Source organism: Paraclostridium tenue (assembly GCF_039521565.1).
Classification (GTDB): domain Bacteria; phylum Bacillota; class Clostridia; order Peptostreptococcales; family Peptostreptococcaceae; genus Paraclostridium; species Paraclostridium tenue.
In genome coordinates, this window is record NZ_BAAACP010000011.1 from 1 (window position 1) to 23,145 (window position 23,145).

Sequence of the window (23,145 nt, forward strand, 5' to 3'; positions counted from 1 at the left end):
AGTCATATTTTAATCACTCCTCAGTTAATATTTTATAAAAAAAGATCTTACATAGATAGACACGCTTTTTCTCGTGTCCACTATATAGGATCCATTTTATAGATGGTTACACTTTTTTTATTTTATATTTTGTAATATCTAAATATATTGAAAATATAGAATGTTTCTATTTGAATATATATTAATATAGAAATATTCTATATTTGTTGAAAATTGTCGATTGGTTTAGTAATATTATAAAAATAAATTCTAACAATTTTATAAATTAGCTAATACTATTTATTATAAATATAAATTTTATGTAATTACTAAAACATAGGAGGGCAATATGATATACAATAATATTTTAGAACTTATAGGAAAAACTCCATTACTTAAATTAAACAATATAGAAAATAATATATATTTAAAACTTGAAAAATACAATATAGGTGGAAGTATAAAAGATAGAGCAGTTTTAGGTATGATTGAAGACCTTATGGAAAAAGGAAAAATTAAAAAAGGAGATACAATAGTAGAAGCAACTAGTGGGAATACAGGAATTGCTTTATCTATGATTGGAAAAATAAAAGGGCTTAATATAATAATAGTTATGCCAAGTTCTATGAGTAAAGAGCGTAGAGATTTAATGAAAGCTTATGGAGCAGATATAGTACTTACAGGTGAAGGTGGAATGCAGGCATCAATAGATAAAGCATTAGAACTTGTAAATTCAAATGAGAATTATAAATCATTAAAACAATTTGAAAATGAAAGTAATCCTAATAAACACTACAAAACAACAGCTGTAGAAATATATGAAGATGTTAAGGATATAGATATATTTGTATGTGGTATAGGAACAGGTGGAACTATAAGTGGTGTTGCTAGATATTTAAAAGAAATGAATAAAAATATAAAAGTTATTGGTGTGGAGCCAGAAAGTTCTCCTTTAATATCAAAAGGTTATAGTGGAGCCCATAAAATACAAGGTATAGGAGCTAATTTTATACCTAAAAACTTAGATATGAGTGTTATAGATGAGATAGTAACTGTAAGTGATGAAGATGCAATAAACACTGTTAAATTAATAGGTGAAAAAGAAGGCGTGTTAGTAGGTATATCATCTGGAGCAAATGTATTTGCAAGTATTAAAATAGCAAAAGAAAATAAAGGTAAAAAAATAGTAACTATAGCTCCTGATGGAATAGAAAAGTATTTATCTATGAACATATTTTAGTTGAACTTTAAATATAAACTAAAAATTGGAGGATAATATGTTTAAACAGATAAATGATGACATTGAATATATACTTGAAAATGATCCAGCTGCAAGGTCTAAGATAGAAGTTTTTTTTCTTTATCCATCAGTTCATGCATTAATATCACATAGAATAGCACACTTTTTTTACAAACATAAAATGTTTTTTATAGCTAGATTAATATCACAAATAAATAGATTTATAACAGGTATAGAAATTCATCCAGGAGCAAAAATTGGTAGTGCGATATTAATAGACCATGGAATGGGTGTTGTTATAGGTGAAACTGCAGTTATTGGAAATCGAGTAACTATATATCATGGAACAACTTTAGGTGGAACAGGAAAAGAAACTGGGAAAAGACATCCAACAGTTGGTAATGACGTTATAATTGGTGCTGGAGCTAAGGTATTAGGCCCAATAACAATAGGTGATAATTCAAAGATTGGTGCAAATTCTGTAGTTTTAAAAAATGTACCTAAAAATAGTACAGTAGTTGGAATACCAGGTAAGATAATAAATAATAAATAAATTAAAAAGGATGATTCTAAATTTAAAATCATCCTTTTATCAATTTTTAAACTTAAAAAATAATGTACGTCGTAATATAAGTTTATAAACTAAAATCTAATATATTCTAGTTCATTAGAAATACTTATGTTGAAAATATATGAAAGAGAAATTTCATTTAAGAATTTTTCTTTTTCTTCATCATTTAATTTTATTAAATCAAGTCTTTGATGATATTCCATTACGAATGCTTTTAAATCAGGTATTTTATCAAACATATAATAGTTAAGACCATCATCTTCTATATTATATTTACCTTTTATTATTTCAAAGATTGTTCTACCACCAAATAAATCAGCTAAATATCTAGTATAAGCATGAGCAACTAATAAGTTTGGATCTATATTAGATATTTCATTTAATCTAGCAACAAAAACTTTTGTTGAATCACAAAGTTCTATAGAATCAAGGTTGTCACCCAATAGAAATTTTGAATCTTTTAATAAAGACTCTGCTCTAAAAATTTCAGGAATTATAAATTCTTTTAAAACTTCATTATCCTTGTGTTTTTCTAGATTTTCCTCTATTGCCTTGTAAACAAAATAAAGATTGTAGATATACTCTCCATAAGTTTGTGTAGTAGCATCTCCACTAACTAATCTTTTTATGAATCCTGTATTCTCAGCCATACTATGTAATTTTTTTGTGCTTTTTTGAATAGCTTTTAGGAAATTCATGTCCATAAAATCATCTTCTTTCTTTTAAATTTGTGATTATCTATTTAGTTAATTACCCCTTGAGCTTTAATTCTAAACTAAAAATTTAATTTTTGTATATATTTTTAATATATTTAAATAATAAATTCATAAGATTTAAGTGTATAATAAATTATATTAAAATTTAAAGATTAACTTTGATAATTAAAGATAGGTGATAAAATGAATGACTATAACCATATAAAATTAAAAGAATTAGAAACATGGAAAGAAAAAATGAGAAAAAAACCATCTATTATAAATAAAGTATCTAAAGAAACTCAAAATAAAATAAATTCCATATTACCTGAGAAATATCACAACATAATAACAACAGCTATAAAAAATATGACTAAAGTAGTTTTATTTGGATCTAAATATACTACAAAACCTCCAATAAAAAATCTTTCATTAGAAGAAAGAGATGAACTTGCTTATGAAAAAATTAGATTATATAAAAAAACAGCTATGTTAGAAGGAGCAGGAACTGGTGCTGGAGGAATTTTAATAGGGCTTGCTGATTTTCCATTGCTTCTTAGCATAAAGATAAAACTTCTTTATGAAATTGCTAGTATATATGGATTTGATACAAAAGATTATAAAGAAAGATTATATATATTAAACATTTTTCAATTAGCTTTTTCAAGTCAAAATCATGTAAATACTATATTTAAAAAAATGGAGAATTTTGATGAATTTAAAGATACTTTATCAGATAATATAAATGAATTTGATTGGAGAAGTTTTCAACAAGAATATAGAGATTACATAGATTTAGCAAAACTTCTCCAACAAGTTCCAGGTATAGGAGCTTTTGTGGGAGCTTATGTAAATCATAAGTTGGTAGATAAATTAGGTGAATATGCTATATATTCTTATCATATGAGATTATTAAATACAGGAAATTGTATAATAGAAAAAGAAAGTTGGATATCTAAAAAATATAAGCACATTATGAGTAAAAGAAATTTTAAATAAATTATATATTTACAATAAGTTTTAATTTATAACAGTAAATATCAAAAATATTGTAAATTTTAAGAAATTATGATACTGTGTATATACAAATAATTAATTTTGGAGGAGATTTAAAATATGGCTTTTTTTAATAAGTTAGCAGGATATGGATCAATAGACAATTCAGCAGGGGATAAAATAAAAGATTACTTAATTGATGGGGAAGAAATAATACAAGCATTTACATTTATAAGAGATTCCATAATATTAAGTAACTATGGTATATATTTAGTAGATGTTCAAGGTATTAGTGGAAAAAAAGTAGAAGTAAAATTTTTCCCTTCTAAGAATGTAAAAAGTATATCTTTTGAATCTGCATCTACATTTGATTTAGACGTAGATATAAAAATTGGTGTAGATGGGAATACAACTATAGGACAAAATGGGATACCATATAATGCACCTATTTCATTTAAAGTTCCAAGGGCTCAAGCTCAAGAAGCTAAAGAAATAGTTAAGCTTGTTAAAAAGCATTATTTATTTAAATAAAGTATTTATATATAAAGTATAAAAAGCACTTAATAAATTTATTAAGTGCTTTTTTGTTTATTTTACTCCAAATAAATCGTATTTCATTCCATATTCTATATTTATAAATTTATTTATGATAAGATGTTAATTAATAAAGGAAAATAATGTATTAATGTAAAAGTTATATTTATAAATTAATGTCAATAAGTATATAGTTGATATAAAATTTATTAAACTTTTTTATATGAATACAAGGGGAGGAAGTTTATGATAGAAGTAAACAACTTGTGTAAAGTCTTTACAAGAGTCGTAAAAGATGAGTCTTCAAAGAAAAAGAAAAGACTGACAAAGCTAAAAACTAAAAAAGAAGATTTTTTAGCAGTAAACAATGTTACTTTCAAAGCAAAAGAAGGAGAAATATTAGGTATATTGGGTCCAAATGGAGCAGGTAAAACTACATTACTTAGAATGCTTGGTGGAATTTTAACCCCCACATCAGGAAGCATAAATGTAGATGGATATGACTATTCACTTGATAAAAATGCAGCTAAAAAAGAAATTGGATATTTATCAGGAAATACAAAGCTTTATAATCGCCTTTCACCAAGAGAATTATTAACTACTTTTGCAAATTTATATGAAATGCCTAAAGAAGAAATTGAAAAATCTATAAAACAAGTAATAGATATAATGGATATGGAAAGTTTTATAGACAACAGAATAGAAAATTTATCTACAGGTCAAACTCAAAGAACTTCAATAGCAAGATGTTTGATTCATTCACCTAAAGTATACATATTTGATGAGCCAACACTGGGGCTAGATGTAATAAGTAGTAAATCTATAATAGATTTCATGAAAAATGAAAAAGAAAAAGGAAAAACTGTTTTATACTCAACTCACTATATGGAAGAAGCCGAAACTTTATGTGATAGAATAATGATGATTCACAAAGGTGAGGTAATAGCAATGGGAACTCCTAAAGAATTAAAAGAAAAAACTAATACTAACAATTTAAGAGATGTATTTATAACTCTTGCAAGTGAAAGAGGTGATTTATTTGAGGACTAAAATAGTAAAGCAGATATTTAAAAAGGAAATATTAGATATATTAAGAGATAAAAAGACTATATTTATGATGATAGTACTGCCTATACTTTTATACCCAATACTTATGGTAGGTATGACTCAAGTTATGATGATGTCGATGAATAGTATGGAAAAAGAAAATATAAATATAGCTTTTAATAAATTACCAGACAAAATACTTTCAAAAATTATAGATGATAGTAATAAATCTAGAAAAAAAGATAATAGTGAAGCTGGAGATTTTAAAATCGTAAAAACTACAGATTATAAAAAGGATTTAAATGATGGTAAAATAGCTGCATATATTGATATGACTGAAAAAAATGGAATTAAGGAGTTTAAAGTATATATAGACTCATCTGAAGAGTCAGCATCTATGGCACAAGATAAAATAGATGATGTATTAAAAGAATATAAAGAAGAATTAGTTAAAGAAAAAGTATCTGAAAGTGGATTAGATGTTAAAACTACTCTAGAACCTATTAGGTATAAAACTGTAGATGTAGCTAAAAATGAAGAATTAGCAGGTCATTTATTAGGGCAAATACTTCCTTTTGTATTAATAATAGGATTACTTATGGGTGCTATATATCCAGCAATAGATGTTATGGCAGGAGAAAAAGAAAGAGGTACATTAGAAACATTATTTACTCTTCCTATAACAAATCTAGAGTTAGTTATGGGTAAATATATGGCAGTATCTCTTTGTGCAGTAGCTTCGGCTATACTAAATATTTTATCTATATTTATAACTATAGCATTTTTATTAACTAGCCAAGGTATGGCAACTGAAATGGGAATGATTAATATAGATATATCTCAAATGATAATTCCAGGTATAATAACTTTAATATGTGTATGCTTATTTGCAATGGTAGTTTCAGCTGTAAGCATGTGTGTATGTTCACTTGCTAAAAGTTTTAAAGATGCTCAAAACTATATAACACCAGTAACTTTATTAGTTATGATACCTTCTTATGTATCTATGATACCTAATATAACATTAAATAGTTTTACAGCTACTATACCAGTAGTTAATATATCATTACTTATTAAAAGTGTTTTAACATTTAATAGTAATATAAGTTTAATAGCTTTGGTTTTAATATCAAATCTTGTATTTGTTATAATATCAGTTTTAATACTTTCTAAGATGTTTAATTCTGAAGAAATATTATTTGGAAGTAGTAAGAGTTTTTCATTACTAGAAAAAAGAAGTAATATCAAAAAAGGTACAATGCCTGGAATAGGGGATGGAATTACTTTATACGCTTTGGGTGTAGTGTTATTAATATATGTAGGAACTCTAATTCAAATTAAGTTTGGAATGACTGGATTAATGCTTACTCAAGTTATGATTATAGCACTACCTTTAATATTTGGATGGTATATTAAATGTGACTTTAAAAGAGTACTTAATATAAAAGCACCTAATATATCACAAGTACTAGGTGGCATAATTCTTTGGGTTGGAACTTTTATAATAGTTAACCTTGTAACACAATTAATACTTTATTTATTCCCACAAAATATGCAAATTGTTGAAAATTTAAATGATATTTTAAAAATAGATAATGGCTTCTTAAACCTATTAGCTATAGCAGTAATGCCAGCTATATGTGAGGAAATATTCTTTAGAGGATTTTTATTTACATCACTTAGCCATGATAAAGAAAAGAAAGCTCAAATATGGGCAGTAATATTTAGTGGTGTGATGTTTGGATTTATGCATATAGATTTTATAAGAGTTATACCTACAAGTATACTTGGTATTGCACTTGGATATTCAGTTTATAAGAGTAGATGTATATTTATACCTATGATAATGCACTTTTTAAATAATGCTATGGCAGTATTCTCACTTCATACTACAAAGCATGATGGTATAATGGTTAAAATATCTAATTTATTAACTGTAAACTTTAAAAATTTAGATATATTAAAACTAGGTTTATTAATAGTTATAAGTATAGTTTTAATATTAATAGGTTCGAAATTATTAGGAAAGAAAAAAACAGCATAAACATAATTTAAATAAAACCAGCTATAAACTATAAAGTTTAGGCTGGTTTTTTTACGCTTAAGGAAATTACACTCACTAAAAAATTGTGGATAATCTATGAAAATTAGTTATACCAATGCACTATGTTTTAAGCGTAAAAAAGATTTTGAGCAACGGACGAAGTCGTTGGCGACATGAGTGAAGCGAATTTTTATTATTAAAAATATTAATTGATATTATTGAAATTATAAATTTTACTTATGATTATTCAAGGAGTATAATGAATACATAAATAAAAAGAAAAAATTAACAATTTATTATAGATAAGCTCTTTACAAAAGGAGGAATTAATATGAAAGACATTACTGTAATAGGAGCAGGAGTAGTAGGATGTGCTATAGCTAGAGAATTATCAAGATATGATTTAGATATAGCTGTAATTGACAAAAATGAAGATGTAGCAGAAGGAATATCAAAAGCAAATAGTGGTATTATACATGGTGGATATAACGAAAAAAAAGGAACTTTAAAAGCTAAACTTAACTTAGAAGGAAATGAAATGATGGATGAGTTAGCTAGTAAGTTACAATTTCCTTTTAAAAGAAATGGTGCTTTAGTTTTAGCTTTTAGTGAAGATGAATTAAAAAGAGTAAAAGAACTTAAAACCAATGGAGAAGAAATTGGAGTTAAAGGTCTAGAAATTTTAAATAAAGAAGAAGTATTAAACTTAGAAAAAAATATAAACAAAGATGTAGTAGGAGCTTTATACGTAAAAAGTTCTGGTATAGTAAGTCCTTATGAAATGACTTTGGCATTTGGTGAAAATGCAGTTGAAAATGGTGTTGAATTTATATTAGGACAAGGTGTTATAGATATAAAAAAAGAAAATGAAATATATGAATTAAGCCTAGAAGGTGGAACTACTTTAAAAAGTAAAATGGTTATAAATGCAGCTGGTCTAGGTGGAGGATTTTTAAATAATTTAGTAAGTAAAGTAAAATACGAGATAAATCCTGTAAAAGGAGAGTATTGCTTATTTGATAAAGTAGCAGGTACATTATGCGAAAAAACTTTATTTCAAGTTCCAAGTGAACTAAGTAAAGGTGTTTTAGTTACACCAACAGTAGATGGAAATCTTTTAGTGGGTCCAAATGCAAAATCTAGTAAAAGTATAGAAACTTCAAGAGAAGGTATAGATGAAATATTAGATAAAAGTAAAAAAACTATAAAAGATATACCTGTAGATAGAGTTTTAAATACTTTTAGTGGATTAAGACCTAAAGTTAGTGGAGGAGATTTTATAATAGAAGAAGCTAAAGATGCTAAAAACTTTATAAATGTAATAGGAATAGACTCACCAGGATTAACAGCAGCACCTGCTATTGCTAAATATGTAGTTAATTTAGTTTCTACTAGTATTAATTTAAATGAAAAAGAAAACTTTAAAGAAACTAGAACTAAAATGATTAGAATGAGTGAATTAAGTATAGAAGAAAAAAATAAGTTAATAGCTAAAAAACCATCTTACGGAAAAATGGTATGTAAGTGTGAGTTTGTAACAGAAGGTGAGATTATAGATTCTATAAAAAGACCATTAGGAGCAACTACAATAGATGGTGTTAAAAGAAGAACTCGTGCTATGATGGGTGGATGCCAAGGTGGTGGATGTATTATACCTATAAGTATGATATTAAGTAAAGAACTAGGAATAGATATAAGTGAAGTAAATAAAAATTCTAAATCTTCTACAGTTGTTGGATTTAAGGAGGATTAATGACATGAGAGATTATGATTTAATTATAGTTGGTGGTGGAGCAGCAGGGATTTTATGTTCTATAGATGCTTATAAAAAAGGAATAGAAAATATTTTATTAATAGAAAAGGATCCTGTATTAGGTGGAGCTTTAAATCTAGGAAATTATAACATAGGAAAAGAAAAGAATATAACAGGAAAAGAGTACAAAATAACTTTATTAAAAGAACTAGATAAATGTAATATAGATATAAAATTAAATACTATGGTATTAAAAATAGAAGAAAATAATGAAGTACTTTGTACAAGTCCTACAAATGGAATAGAAAAGATAAAAGGTAAAAATATAATATTAGCAAATGGTGGTAAAGAAGGAGCAAGAAAAGCTGTAAATATGGTAGGAGATAGATGCTCTGGAATACTTACTGTTGGAATGACTAAGAAGATATTTAGCATGGATAATATGATACCAGGTAAAAATATTTTAATAGCTGGAAATTCAACTTTATATATGATAAAAGATGAATTAAAAAATAAAAATATAAATGTAGTAGGTATAATAGCTAAAGATAAAGATATTAATACTTATGGTCTAACTGATAAAATATATGATAACTACAGTATAGAAGCTATATATGGAGAGGGAAGAATAAGTAGTGTTAAGTTAGCTAAAGATGATAAAGAAGAAATAGTTAAGTGTGATACTTTAATATTTGCAAATCCTATGCTTTCAGATGGATTGGTAGCTATGAGAAGTGGTATTAAACTAAATCCAAAGACTACAGGACCAGAAGTTGATGATAAATTTATGACTTCAAGAAATAATATATACGCTTGTGGAAATGGAATATATATACATGAGTATATAGAAGATATAGAAAAAGAATGTAGTCAATTAATAGAAAATATATATTAAAATTTAATATAAATAATTAAGTTTTAAAGCCAATTTTAAGTTATCCACTTTTAGTTGGCTTTTTTAATTTGTTATAAAAAAATGATTATGGTATTATATATTAAATATATTTTTAAAGGAGATACATAAATGAAAATAAGAGGATTTGAATTAGTAAGCAAAGAAGAATTTGAAAAAGCAAATGCACATATAGCATATGAAGAGTTAACACTACCTAAAAGAGCAACTAAGTTTGCTGCTGGGTATGATATAAAAAGTACATTAAACTTTACATTACAACCAGGTGAAGATATAGTTATACCAACAGGATTTAAAGCTTATATGCAAGTTGGAGAAATGTTAGCATTATATCCAAGAAGTGGTATGGGATTTAAATACCAAATACAATTAGCAAATACAGTAGGTATAGGTGATGGAGATTACTATAACTGTGAATCTAATGAAGGGCATTACTTTATAAAATTAGTTAATAGAGGCAAAAAAGCTTGGGAAGTTAAAGTAGGAGATGGTATAGGACAAGCTATATTTATGCCAATACTTTTAGCTGATGGAGATGATTTTGAAACTGGCGAAGTAAGAAAAGGTGGATTTGGAAGTACTGATAAAAAATAATAAATTAAATGTCTCTAGGAAATTAAATATTTCTTAGGGACATTTTTTTGATTAAAAATAATTAATATTGATAATTATTTTCAAAAAGTGTTGACAATGTTAAAGTAATATAATAAAATTCTTATTGAAATTAATTATCAACACATAATGATAATTAATAAAAATTAAAAAAGGAGAATTTATATGCGATTAGTTTATTCATTAATATTTATAGTGGCTTTGTCACTAATTTTTACATCAAGCATAAAGAAACACTCTAAGATTTTTTATACAGTTGCTTCAATAATTGGAGGAGGAACAATAATCTATGAAATATATAGATTATTAACAAATGCAAAGTTACACGGATTTATAGGTGAATTTGAAAAAGCGTCTATGAAAGGGAACTTTTCAATAGCATTTTTCATATTAGTTATGTTTGCAGGAGCATTAAATCCTAAATGGAAGATAACTAAAAAGTTATTAAGTATAAGAGCAGAATCTGCAATATTAGGTTCTATACTTATATTCCCACATGTAATAATGTATTTAGTTCGTTTTATGGTGAAATTATTAAATCATAAACCTATAACAACACTTTACGTGGTTTATTTAATAGTTGGGTTAATAGCATTTATAATAATGATACCACTATTTAAAACATCACTTAAAAAGTATAGAAGTAAAATGAAATTTACAAAGTGGAAGAAATTGCAAAGATGGGCATATCCATTTTATTTATTAGTTTATATACATATAGTACTTTCGATTTTAAATAAAAAAGAAATTGATACATTAAGATTAAGTTTATATACAATACTATTTGGTAGTTATTTTATATTAAAGTCAATAAAAACTTTAAAAACAAATAAAAAGAAGTCTATAAGTAATATGTAAAAATTTATAAAAATAAAAAGATGTAATTTTGTAGATTTACAAGATTACATCTTTTTATTTTTATACAAAAGGATATTTAGAGATATAAGTCGAATTTTACAGAAAATAAATTAACATAAATTTGAGGAGGAGAAATTTTGAAGAAGCTTTTTATAATATTTGCCATGATAGGGACATTAGGGCTAGGGGGGTGTACAAATAAACAAGAAATCACTATAAATAAGGATATTGCAAACCCAAAAGAACAAATAAAAGAACGACTAACAGGAAACTCAATAGGAATTTATGATGTAAATAATTTAGAAAAAGGAAAATATGAAGTTAGTATTACTTCAGAAGTATATAATGATGGTAAGTTGAAAGAATCTAGTAATATATTAAGTAGTGAAATGGAGATAAAAAATAATAAAGATAATTTAAATATTGGTATTAATAAGACTGATAAAGATATTTTAACATTTGATATTAGCCAAAATAATAAAGATGAATTTATGGCTTCAACATCACAAGGACTAAATTTTTCTAAATTCAATAGAGAAAATATTGGAGTTACATGGAATATGCTTGAAAATGCTTCTGAAGGAGCGCATAAAATAGAGCTTGGAAAGAATTTGGCAATAGCATCTTTTAGTACAGGAAAAGATAGAGTTACACATGGAATAGCTTTAGGAAATGATTTTGTAAAACCAAGTGAAGCTAGTGGTGATATTTCAAATAATATGGTTGATGTTATTATATATTTAAAAATAAGTAAAATTTAAAATTTCAGATTAAAGAGGAAATAAAAGTAGTAGATAGTATCAGTAATTGATGTTATCTACTATTTTTGTATTGATTAAAATTATTAATTGTTATGTCAATATTATTTAATGAATATATATTTAATAAAAGAATTTTTAAAATATTGAAAAAATAATTAAGGGGGGATAGTTTGGATACTACGAAAAAATTAGAAGGCAAACTATGGAATAAAAACTTTTTTCTACTTTGGCAAGGTCAACTAGTATCAGTGCTAGGAGATGTTTTATACATTATGGCACTAGATTTTTGGATTTTAGAAATGACAGGTTCTAAATCACTTATGGGACTTTTAAGTGCAATAACAATGATGCCAAGGATAATTTTAGGACCTTTTGCAGGTGTATTTATAGATAAGTGGGATAGAAAAAAAGTAATTGTTTTAACTGATTTAATAAGAGGTATTGTTGTAACCTTTGTAGGAATAGCTGGGGTAATGGGATTTATTCAAGTTTGGATGGTTTTTGTTGTAGGAATTATTAATGGATTATGTTCAGCATTTTTCAATCCTGCAATAAATTCTAGTAAACCAGATATAGTACCAGAAGATAAGCTTATAAAAGCTAATTCTGTAACGAGTTTAGCACAAGCTGGAATAGATATGATAGGATATGCAGCAGGAGGAGTACTTTACGTATTAATAGGAGCTCCTTACATGTTTTTATTTAATGGGCTTTCATATTTATTTTCAGCTTTTACTGAAATGTTTATAACTATTCCAAAATTAAAAAGAGAAGAAAAAGAAATAACTTTTAAAGAAGATTTTAAGATAGGGCTTAATTTTATAAAAGATTTTAAAGTATATAAGAAAATGTTTATATGTTCTTCTATGATAAATTTTTTTGCAAATGCAGGTATGATACTATTAATTCCATATTTTAAAGAAACTGAATTTTTAGGAACAGAGAGATATGGCTTTGCTATGATGTTTTTATCTATGGGTATGGTTAGTGGAAGTATATTATTATCAATTAAAAATATAAAAAGAGAACAAAAATTTATGGTGTTTGTTTTTTCACTTTTAGGATGTACTTCATTATTTTTATTAAGTATGATTACTAATAGTTATATAGTTTTGGTTATGTGTTTATTTTTTAGTTTTTTCTTCAATGTAATTATGAATACTATTTTTTCAACTACTAGTACGATTATTGTACCAGCAAATATAAGAGGTAAGGTTATAGCTATAACTTCAACTATAAGTATGGGATTAGCACCAATTGGTCAATTGATAGCAGGAATTTTAGGAGATTTAATGCCAGTTAGGGTTGTATTAATTATGACTTTTTCTGCTTGTTTTATTGTAAGTTTATTTTATGTTAAGATAAAAAATTTAAAAAGATTTATAGAATATGATAGTGAACATGATAAATTAGAAGAACTTATGAAAATGTAGAAGTAGCTATGGGGGATATTATGGATAAGGTAAATATTAGAGAATGTAAATATGAAGATTTAATAAAAATTGAAAAGTTACAAAGAAAATGGGCAAATGAAGATATAACTTACGGTTTTGTTCCAGCAAAACTAAGTTACTTAGAATCAAAATTAGGTAAATATTTTTTAGTTGCTGAATTAGATAATAATATTATAGGGTTTGTTTATGGAACAATTCATGAAGCTAAAAATATGTCTATAATACCTAATGGGCAATTTTACATTGAAATAGATGATATTTACATCTTGGAAGAAAGTAGAAAAAAAGGGGTAGGAAGTATTTTACTAGATAAAATTTTAGAAGTTGCTAAGGAAAATGGGATTGAAAAATCTTTAATTTATTCAGCTACAAAAGATATGGATAATATAATTGGGTTTTATAAAAAACATAATTATAAAACATGGTACATTCAAATGTTTAAAGATTAAAAAATAGAGGATATAATCCTCTATTTTTCGTATATAAATTTAATTTAGTGATGTTATAAATTTTCATATAATAAAGGGGTAGATATTATGATTAAACTTATAGTGTATATTATTATATCAATAATTATTTTAAGTATGGCGTACTCAATTGGAATTAAAAAAAGATTAAACTTAATTTCACTATTAGATGAAAATAAACTAAAAAATAAAACTTATTCATTTGTCCATTTTCTATTAAATTTTCCAATATTATGATATATTATTATAGATAAATTAAAATATGTCTAAATAAATTCAACTAGGGGGGAATAGATTGAAGGACAAATTAAAAAGAATAATTAGGGAATTTATAACTAATCCGATAATATTAATTGTATATTGGGTTTTCTGTTATGAATTAACTACTTTGTGCATGTATGGAAGATTTAATAATAATATTTATATTATAATGGCATGTGTAGTATTTTTTATAACTATGATTATTTTTTATACAATAAGAGTGAGAAAAAGTAAAGAATGTAAATTTAAATTACTAAATTTGAAAATGTGGAAATATATTTCGCTTATAATCATTATTATAATAACTTCATTTTATGGAGTAAAAATCTATAAAAGTGCAACTAACTATGAGGGAAAACTTGCATGGGTTATAAAAAGATTACAAAGTGAAAGAAGTGTTAAATTTGAAAAAAATAATATCTATAAAGATGGAGTAAAGGGTATTTTTGAAGATATAAATAAAAAATATGAATTACCTAAAAAATTATATATATCAGATGATTTAAGCGTCAAATTTAAAAAAGATGGAACAATTACATACTTTGAAACCTTTATTTACGGTAAAGATAAGTATGGAAAAGAAGTAAATTATTTAATATATTATGATAAAGATAAATCAAAAGATATAAAACTTATATTAAATGGTGTTGTAAATGCTACTTATAGTAATGATAAATTGCTTGATCCTTTATTTGAAACAGTTGAGTGTATTTCTATAAAAAACACAGTTAGCAAATGGGATGCAAGTGAATTTGGATTACTTTATAAGGGTAAAAGAAACTGGGAAGGTAATAGAGAAGGAATTGTTTTAATTAATAAAAATGGAAATGAAGTACCTATAGAGTTAGCCGGAGATAAATTAGTTGGATATACAGTTTCAATATATGTCCCAGGAAAAGAGGATGAAATAACTCCTGTTAGATATAATTTATTAACTGATTCATATTGGTTTAAGTTTCAAAATACTAAAAAAGAAGATGAGTTAAAGGAAAATAAGAAGGAGTGGGATATTGTAACTGGAAATTCAAATATTAATGATGAATTTTATTTACATGATGGAGTTAGATATAAATTAAATGTAGAAGATAAGGCAACGGGTAGCTTTTTTTATTCATTACAACAAACTACTGATGGAGGTAGCAACTGGTTTGTTTTAAATGATGATCCGTTTAATGGACCTGTTGGAGAGGCTTCAGGAATATATTTTGTTGATGAAAATATAGGCTTTATAGGAGCATCTAGAAATGGTGGTTGTGAAGGAGAACTATATCGAACAGAAGATGGAGGAAAGTCTTTTAATAAGATAGAGTTTGAAAATAAATCAGTTAAGCTAGATAATAAAGATTCATTTAATCCCTTTGATTTTCCAAAGGTTCCTTATGAAAAAGATAAAGTGTTATATGTAAATGTAGAACAAGGAGCTGATGGAGACTATAATGGGAATAGTAGTTTACTTTATAAATCTAAGGATAAGGGTAAAACATGGGAATATGTAAAAGAAGTTAAAAGTAGTAATTAAAAATATTTTTATAAAAAAGGATTAAATTTATTATATAAATTATAAAAATTTTAATTAGATTTTTTAAAAAAATATATGTTAAATTGTCGATTTCAATTGCTTTTTGACAAAATATATTAATAGAAAAAATAAATACAAAAGTCAAAAAAGTATTTATTATATATAATAAAAAATTAATATAAATAACCCTATATGGTAGGTATAATGAAAAGCCGTATCTCAAGTAATTGATACGGTTTTTATTATATAGTTAAAATTAATATTGTACATTTTAAGTACTAAAATTATTATAGATTATATCTATACTAATTTTAGTACTTAAAATATTTACTTATGGAAAAAGTTGACAATCTAACTATCTACCTATACCATCTATATTGTAGAAACAAACATAATTATGTTTTAAGCAACAAAATAAAATTTTGTATACAAAATCTTTTTTAAATCTGAAACAAATCTTTAATTTTCAAATTTTTACCAGTAAGATAAATAAAAATTTACAATTTAAAAAGTATTAATTTGTTGGTTATACAATTAATATAAAAAAATTTACATTAAATTTTAATTTGGATTGTGAAATATTTATCTTGATTTTCATAATAAGAATTAAAAAAATATCAATCTGAAGTCTTAATTAATATTTATCTATGAATAAAGCTGATATTACTTAAGCACAAGGTTGATATCATAAAATGACTAAACAAAAACTTAACAAGGGAGATGGATTCAAATGATTAAAAAAAATATAGCAGCTTTAACAGTAGCAGGATTAACTCTTAGTTTTTTAGTACCTTCAGTAAGTTATGCAGATAGTCAAACAAAAGAAGATTTGCCACAAGCATATAATGTCAAATCAGATAAAGATTTAAAAGATGTTTTAAAGAATGTATCAGATGAATATAGTATAAAAAACAACTCTGATCAATACCAATTAGTAGATACACAAAAAGATGAATTAGGCTTTACTCACTATACTTTAAAGCCTAAAGCTAATGGATATTTTGCCGACGCAGCAGAAGTTAAAATACATACTGATAAGTCAGGTAAAGTTGTTTTTGTAAATGGGGATTTAGATCAAGGTAAATTGGAAGTTAAAAACCAAACTAAAATAGATAAAGATAAAGCTATTGAATTAGCTTTTAAAGCAATAGGAAAATCACGTGATGAAGTTAAAAATTTATCAGGAAAAGATGTTGTGCAAGAAGCTAAAATTGCTGTTGATGAACAAAGCAATAGAGCAATTTATAGTTTAGATATAGCATATACTGTACCAGAACCAGCTCATTGGAATATTAAAGTAGATGCAGAAAATGGAAATATAGTTGAAAAACAAAATATCATAGAAAATGCAACTCAAACAACAGGAACTGGAGTAGGTGCAAATGGACAAGTTAGATCACCTTTAAATATGACAGAAGATGGAGGTAAGTACTATTTAATAGATACTACTCATAAAGGTAAAATAGCTACTGCAGCGTTTGAAGGCTTTAAGGACGATGGTATAGCAGGAAGTGTTATCTCTAGTATAAAAAATCATTTTGATGCTGAAAAAGATAAAGCAGCTGTAGATGCTCACTACTTTGCAGATAAAGTTTATAAATATTATAAAGATGTTCATAATAGAGAAAGTTATGATGATAAAGGATCAGATATATACTCTTATGTGCATGTACCAAATCCAGATACAGGTGAAAGTTGGAGTAATGCTGCTTGGATTGGAACAGAGATGATTTATGGAGATGGTAACCAAGCTGATGAAAATTATTTCTCAGCAGCAGATGATGTTGTTGCTCATGAAATTACACATGGGGTTACATCAGCAACAGCTAATTTAGTTTATAAGTATCAACCAGGAGCTTTAAATGAGTCTTTCTCAGATGTATTTGGATATTTTGTAGATAGTGATGACTGGACAATGGGTGAAGATTTATACAAAACACCTAATAAAGCTATAAGAGATTTAAAAGATCCTAAAAAATATAATCAACCAGAACATATGAATGAATATAGAAATTATGGTATGGGATATGATAATGGAGGAGTTCACATAAATAGTGGTATTCCTAACAAAGCAGCATATAATACTATAACTAAATTAGGAAAAGAAAAAGCTGAAAAAATTTATTATAGAGCTCTTACTAAATACTTAACAAGACAATCAAATTTCTCAGATGCTAGCCATGCTTTAATTCAATCAGCAAAAGACCTTTATGGAGATAAAGAAGCCAATGATGTTCAAGCTGCATGGAATGAAGTCGGAGTAAAATAATTTAAAAGTTTAAAAATAAGTATTAGATAATTTAACCACAATAATTATAATTATATAATTATTGTGGTTAAATTTTATTTGTAATAAATTTATATATTCTTGTAAATATATTTTAATTATAATAAAATCTATCCTAAAGTAAAGTTTAAATTAAAGAAAAATAAAAAGGTAGTGAGTATAATGAAAAATTTATTTTCTATTGGGGAAGTTTCTAAAATAAAAGGGGTTACGATAAAAGCATTAAGATATTATCATAAAATGGGAATTTTAATTCCAAGATATATTGATAATGCAACAGGTTATAGATATTATTCTATAGACCAATTTATTCATATAGATATTATAAAAGGGTGTAGAGCATTAGGAACTAGCATAATGGAACTTCAAGAGATTTTTAAAAAATATAATACAGATGAATTACTACAATTTTTACAGAAAAAAAGATGTGAAGCACAAGATAAGATAATTAAAATGAATGAAATTATTAAACATATAGATAATTTAAATATGAGTGTTGAGAAGTCTAAAAGTATATTAAATAATAAAGAAATAACTATAAGTTTTTTTGAAAAAAGATATATAATTACAACACCATGTAAAGAGTCTGGAAGTTTAAATGAACTTATTTATTACTCTGATTTGGATAAAATTATAGAAAATGAAAATGTCGAAACTTTAATAGAAAGAGGAATTTTATATAATGTTGATTCTAAGGGAAATATAGAACCTAAATATGTGTTTAATGTGCTTAAAGATAATAGTATCAAATCAAAAGAATGTATAAAAGTATTACCAGAAGGTAATTATTTAACTCTAGCTTATACTAAGGAAAATGAACTAGAATGTAAAAGAAAGATATCTAATTACATAAAAGAAAATAATTTAAATGTTAAAAATTTTATTGAAATAGATTTATTAAATGATTTTTTCAATACAGAGTCTTATAGTTGTCAAATTCAAATGATGTTAAATTATGATGAATTAATTTAAGAATAAATAAGTTATAAATACCTTAAGTCTTTAATTAAAAACAAAGAAGAAGGCTATGTAGGTATTTTTTTTTACATATAGAAATAAAATAGTATATATATTATTTTTAGAAAATTAAAAACATACAAATAACTTATTTCATTAAGAGAGGAGGATATACATGAAAGAAAATAAAAGTAAATTAAAAATGATAATAGAATCTACAAATGGACTTAAAAAGTATTTTGTTGTAGCAGTAATAACCACTATATTAGGAATAATATTTAACTACCTTACTCCACAAGTAATAAGAATTACAGTGGATTCTATAATTGGAAATACACCATTTAATTTACCTAGTTACATGTTAAATACAATAGATAATTTAGGTGGAAGAGAATTCTTAAGACAAAATTTATACATACCAGCAATAGTAGGAGTAGTATTTTCAGTTTTATCTGGAATATGTAACTACTTTTATAAGGTGTATATGGCAAAAGCATCAGATGGTACTATAAAAAATTTAAGAGATAAATTATACAGTCATATAAGTAGACTTCCATTTAGTTGGCATATGAAAAATCCAACAGGAGATATAATTCAAAGATGCACATCTGATATGGAAGTAGTAAAAAGCTTTTTAGGAATCCAATTACTAGAATTTATAAGAATAATATTTCTAATAACAATATCCCTTACATTAATGTTTTCTATGAATGTAAAGCTATCCTTAATAGCAGTAGCTTTTATATTAATAGTAATTACTTATTCTGTAATATTTTATAGTCTTATACAAAAGAAGTTTAAGGTTGCAGATGAAGCAGAAGGTGAGCTATCAGCACTTGTACAAGAAAACTTTACAGGAGTAAGAGTTGTAAGAGCTTTTGGTAGACAGTCTTATGAAATTGAAAGATTTGATGAAAAAAATATAGGATTTTCAAGACTATGGATTAAGCTTGGTCACGTACTAAGTTTTTATTGGGGTATAGGCGATTTATTTTCAGGACTTCAAGTTATGTCTATAGTTGTATTTGGATGCTTTGAAACAGTTTCTGGGGCATTAACACTAGGAGAACTTTTAGCATTTATATTTTATAATTCTATGCTAGTTTGGCCAGTAAGATCTCTTGGAAGAATTATCTCAGAAATGGGTAAAGCAGGAGTATCTATAAATCGTATTAAAGAAATTTTAGATGCAGAGGAAGAAAAAGATAATGAAGATGCTATTACTCCAGATATAAATGGTGATATAGAATTTAAAAATGTAAAATTTGATTACTATGGGACTAAACCTGTACTTAAAGATGTTTCATTTAAAATAAAAAAAGGAAGTACCTTTGGTATTTTAGGAGGTACTGGTTCTGGAAAATCTACAATAGTACACTTACTAAATAGATTATATAATTTAGATGAAAATTGTGGAGAAATATTAATAAATGGAGTAAATATAAAAAATATAAAACTTGATTATTTAAGACATAACATAGGAGTAGTATTACAAGAGCCTTTCTTATTTTCAAAAACTATAAAACAAAATATAAATATAGCATCTAAAATAGATGAAATTGAAAACTTTGAATCTATAAAACACGTTTCTCAAGTTTCACATGTTCATGAGAATATACTAGGTTTTAGTAAAGGCTATGACACTATAGTAGGAGAAAGAGGAGTAACTTTATCTGGTGGACAAAAGCAAAGAGTAGCAATAGCTAGAACATTAATAAAAAATAGTCCAGTAATAGTATTTGACGACTCACTATCTGCAGTAGATACAGAAACAGATGCAAAGATTAGACAGGAATTAAAAAAACATGTAAAAGACAGTACTGTAATAATAATATCTCATCGTATAACTACACTTATGAGTTGTGATAATATTATAGTTTTAGATGATGGAAAAGTAATAGAAAGTGGCAATCACGAATCTTTAATAAAAACAAATGGATTATACAAAAAAGTTTACGATATGCAATCAAGTGTGGAAAGTGAACTAACAGACACCTTAAATGAAGATACAGGAGGTGAAAAATAATGAGTTTTGATGAAGAAGAATATAAAAGAAGCTTTTCTATAAATATATGGAAAAAGCTAAATCCATTTTTAAAACAATACAAATTACATTTTATATGTGCTATATTAGCAAACTTATTTGTTGCATTTGTAGACGTAATGTTTCCAATATTTCAAAAGTATGCAATAGATAATTTTATAACTCCTATGAGTACAAAAGGAATAAATAATTTTGTAATTGTATATATACTAGCCATAGTTTTACAAGTAATATTTGTAATAATATTTACAAGGCTTTCAATGTATTTAGAAATGAATATAGGCAAGGATTTAAAAAGAGCTACATTTATGCACTTGCAAAAACTTTCATTTTCATATTATAACACTACACCAGTAGGCTATATAATAGCTAGAGTAATGAGTGATACTAATAAAATTGGGTCGATGGTAGCATGGGGACTTGTTGATTTGTTTTGGTCTATTACTTATGTATTAGGAGTATTTATAGCAATGTTTATGCTAAATGCAAAATTAGCTATGTATGTAATAGCAATAGTACCATTTATAGCAATACTTACAGTTTATTTTCAAAATAAAATACTAAATGTAAATAGAGATGTAAGAAAAATAAACTCAAAAATAACGGGAGCATTTAATGAAGGAATAACAGGCTCTATTACTTCTAAAACACTTGTAATAGAAAATAAAAACCTAGAGGATTTTTCTAAAATAACAGATAAAATGTATAAAACAAGTATAAGAGCTACAAAATTAAATGCTATATATATGCCAATTATACTATTTTTTAGTTCACTAGCTGTGGCATTTGTTCTTGATAGAGGTGGTAACTTAGTTATAAACGATTTAATGGAAATAGGTACATTATCAGCATTTATATCTTATGCAATAAGTATATTTGAACCAATTCAACAATTAGCTAAAAATATATCAGAATTTATAGCTACTCAAGCAAATATAGAAAGAGTTTTTGGATTATTAGAAAGAACTCCGGATATAGTTGATAGTGAAGAAGTAATTAAAAAGTATGGAGATTCATTTAATCCTAAAAAAGAAAATTGGGAAGAAATTAAAGGTGATATAGAATTTAAAGATGTATATTTTAAATACCCTGACGGAGATGAATATATCTATGAAAACTTTAATCTTAAAATACCAGCAGGAACTACAATAGCTTTAGTTGGTGAAACAGGTTCAGGTAAAAGTACTTTGGTAAACTTAGCTTGTAGATTCTTTGAACCTACTAAAGGAAAAGTATTAATAGATGGAAAAGATTATAGAGAAAGATCTCAGTTATGGTTACACAATAATATTGGTTATGTTCTTCAAAATCCACATTTATTTTCAGGAACTATAAAAGAAAATATACGTTATGGAAAGCTTGATGCAACTGATGAAGAAGTAGAAAATGCAGCTAAAATAGTATCAGCTCATAAGATAATTATGAATATGGAAAAAGGTTATGATTCTCAGGTAGGAGAAGGTGGTTCTAATTTATCAACAGGAGAAAAGCAACTTATATCTTTTGCTAGAGCAGTTCTTGCAAATCCTAGGATATTTGTACTTGATGAAGCTACTTCATCTATAGATACTGAAACAGAACAAATTATTCAAAATGCTATTTCTCACTTACTTAAAGATAGAACATCTTTCTTAGTTGCTCATAGATTATCTACGATAAGAAAAGCAGATATTATATTGGTTGTTAGAGATGGTAAGATAGTAGAAAAGGGAAGTCATAAAGAATTATTAAAACAAAAGAAATATTATCACTCATTGTATGTTAAACAGTTTGAAGCAGAAGTAGGAGAAAATATATTTGGGAAAAAGTAAATTTTAATGTGCTGTCTATTTCATAGTCAGCACATTTTTTGTTGAAAGATAAAAAATTGTTTAAATTTTTATAAAATTAAAATAAAAGTATTTACTAAATTGAGAAATATTGTATAATAATTGTAGAAAAATAATTCAATATGGCAAATCTAGGGAAATCTAGAGACGCAAAGCTAAAGGGGCTAAGGTAATTATAACTATGCCAGCCAGTTGCCAAAGAATAGTTATTCTTTGTTTTTACATGATAAATTTATGGTCGTATATTAGTTTGGTCATGAAACTTTTATGATGTTTAATTTTGCTGGCAACTACCCTTTAGAGGGTAGTTTTTTTATTATAAAA

At 25.7% G+C, this 23,145-nt stretch carries 19 protein-coding genes and 1 riboswitch; of the genes, 18 read left to right on the forward strand and 1 reads right to left on the reverse strand.

Annotated features, from left to right (window positions below; translation table 11 throughout):
- Window positions 1–328 precede the first annotated feature (328 nt).
- Together cysK and epsC are read left to right on the forward strand one after the other, a co-directional pair.
- Window positions 329–1,219, forward strand: coding sequence for a cysteine synthase A (gene cysK, locus ABFX13_RS09550; protein WP_346045360.1), 891 nt, complete (start codon window positions 329–331; stop codon window positions 1,217–1,219).
- 37 nt (window positions 1,220–1,256) lie between these two features.
- A complete protein-coding gene (epsC, locus tag ABFX13_RS09555) occupies window positions 1,257–1,772 on the forward strand; it encodes a serine O-acetyltransferase EpsC (protein WP_346045362.1) in 516 nt (171 codons plus the stop codon).
- A gap of 89 nt (window positions 1,773–1,861) precedes the next feature.
- On the opposite strand, the gene ABFX13_RS09560 is transcribed toward epsC, so the two are convergent.
- Window positions 1,862–2,494, reverse strand: coding sequence for a biliverdin-producing heme oxygenase (locus ABFX13_RS09560; protein ID WP_243207757.1), 633 nt, complete (start codon window positions 2,492–2,494; stop codon window positions 1,862–1,864).
- Between the two features lie 195 nt (window positions 2,495–2,689).
- Here ABFX13_RS09560 and ABFX13_RS09565 point away from each other — a divergent pair, with 195 nt between their 5' ends.
- The 16 genes from ABFX13_RS09565 (at window position 2,690) to ABFX13_RS09640 (ending at window position 22,803) form a co-directional block, all read left to right on the forward strand.
- Window positions 2,690–3,484, forward strand: a complete 795-nt coding sequence (locus tag ABFX13_RS09565; protein WP_346045365.1) for an EcsC family protein — start codon at window positions 2,690–2,692, stop codon at window positions 3,482–3,484.
- Window positions 3,485–3,601: 117 nt separating this feature from the next.
- A complete protein-coding gene (locus ABFX13_RS09570) occupies window positions 3,602–4,012 on the forward strand; it encodes a PH domain-containing protein (protein WP_346045367.1) in 411 nt (136 codons plus the stop codon).
- Window positions 4,013–4,261: 249 nt separating this feature from the next.
- Window positions 4,262–5,065: an ABC transporter ATP-binding protein gene (locus tag ABFX13_RS09575; RefSeq protein ID WP_346045370.1), complete on the forward strand. Its 804-nt coding sequence runs from the start codon at window positions 4,262–4,264 to the stop codon at window positions 5,063–5,065.
- Window positions 5,055–7,106: an ABC transporter permease subunit/CPBP intramembrane protease gene (locus ABFX13_RS09580; protein ID WP_346045373.1), complete on the forward strand. Its 2,052-nt coding sequence runs from the start codon at window positions 5,055–5,057 to the stop codon at window positions 7,104–7,106. The genes ABFX13_RS09575 and ABFX13_RS09580 overlap by 11 nt, the downstream gene beginning before the upstream one ends.
- Window positions 7,107–7,437: 331 nt before the next feature.
- Window positions 7,438–8,859, forward strand: a complete 1,422-nt coding sequence (locus ABFX13_RS09585; RefSeq protein ID WP_346045375.1) for an NAD(P)/FAD-dependent oxidoreductase — start codon at window positions 7,438–7,440, stop codon at window positions 8,857–8,859.
- Between the two features lie 4 nt (window positions 8,860–8,863).
- Complete coding sequence (locus ABFX13_RS09590; protein WP_346045378.1) at window positions 8,864–9,754, forward strand: FAD-dependent oxidoreductase; 891 nt, start codon at window positions 8,864–8,866, stop codon at window positions 9,752–9,754.
- 129 nt (window positions 9,755–9,883) lie between these two features.
- The gene (locus tag ABFX13_RS09595; protein ID WP_346045380.1) at window positions 9,884–10,366 is read left to right on the forward strand and encodes a dCTP deaminase/dUTPase family protein; all 483 of its coding nucleotides are present in this window, start codon (window positions 9,884–9,886) and stop codon (window positions 10,364–10,366) included.
- A gap of 183 nt (window positions 10,367–10,549) precedes the next feature.
- Window positions 10,550–11,242 (forward strand): ferric reductase-like transmembrane domain-containing protein, encoded by a 693-nt coding sequence (locus ABFX13_RS09600; protein ID WP_346045382.1) that lies wholly within the window; start codon window positions 10,550–10,552, stop codon window positions 11,240–11,242.
- Window positions 11,243–11,379: 137 nt separating this feature from the next.
- On the forward strand, window positions 11,380–12,003 hold the full coding sequence (locus ABFX13_RS09605; protein WP_346045384.1) for a hypothetical protein: 624 nt from the start codon (window positions 11,380–11,382) through the stop codon (window positions 12,001–12,003).
- 170 nt (window positions 12,004–12,173) lie between these two features.
- A complete protein-coding gene (locus ABFX13_RS09610; RefSeq protein ID WP_346045387.1) occupies window positions 12,174–13,436 on the forward strand; it encodes an MFS transporter in 1,263 nt (420 codons plus the stop codon).
- 20 nt (window positions 13,437–13,456) lie between these two features.
- Window positions 13,457–13,906 (forward strand): GNAT family N-acetyltransferase, encoded by a 450-nt coding sequence (locus ABFX13_RS09615; RefSeq protein ID WP_346045389.1) that lies wholly within the window; start codon window positions 13,457–13,459, stop codon window positions 13,904–13,906.
- Window positions 13,907–14,219: 313 nt separating this feature from the next.
- Window positions 14,220–15,704, forward strand: coding sequence for a WD40/YVTN/BNR-like repeat-containing protein (locus ABFX13_RS09620; protein ID WP_346045391.1), 1,485 nt, complete (start codon window positions 14,220–14,222; stop codon window positions 15,702–15,704).
- A 730-nt stretch (window positions 15,705–16,434) separates the two neighbouring features.
- Entirely contained in the window at window positions 16,435–17,973 is a 1,539-nt protein-coding gene (locus tag ABFX13_RS09625) for a M4 family metallopeptidase (RefSeq protein ID WP_346045393.1), read from the forward strand.
- A 180-nt stretch (window positions 17,974–18,153) separates the two neighbouring features.
- Window positions 18,154–18,963, forward strand: a complete 810-nt coding sequence (locus ABFX13_RS09630) for a MerR family transcriptional regulator (RefSeq protein WP_346045395.1) — start codon at window positions 18,154–18,156, stop codon at window positions 18,961–18,963.
- 160 nt (window positions 18,964–19,123) lie between these two features.
- Complete coding sequence (locus ABFX13_RS09635; protein WP_346045397.1) at window positions 19,124–20,974, forward strand: ABC transporter ATP-binding protein; 1,851 nt, start codon at window positions 19,124–19,126, stop codon at window positions 20,972–20,974.
- A complete protein-coding gene (locus ABFX13_RS09640; protein ID WP_346045399.1) occupies window positions 20,974–22,803 on the forward strand; it encodes an ABC transporter ATP-binding protein in 1,830 nt (609 codons plus the stop codon). The genes ABFX13_RS09635 and ABFX13_RS09640 overlap by 1 nt, the downstream gene beginning before the upstream one ends.
- Before the next feature lie 132 nt (window positions 22,804–22,935).
- Window positions 22,936–23,021, forward strand: a riboswitch (cyclic di-GMP riboswitch).
- Window positions 23,022–23,145: the final 124 nt, after the last annotated feature.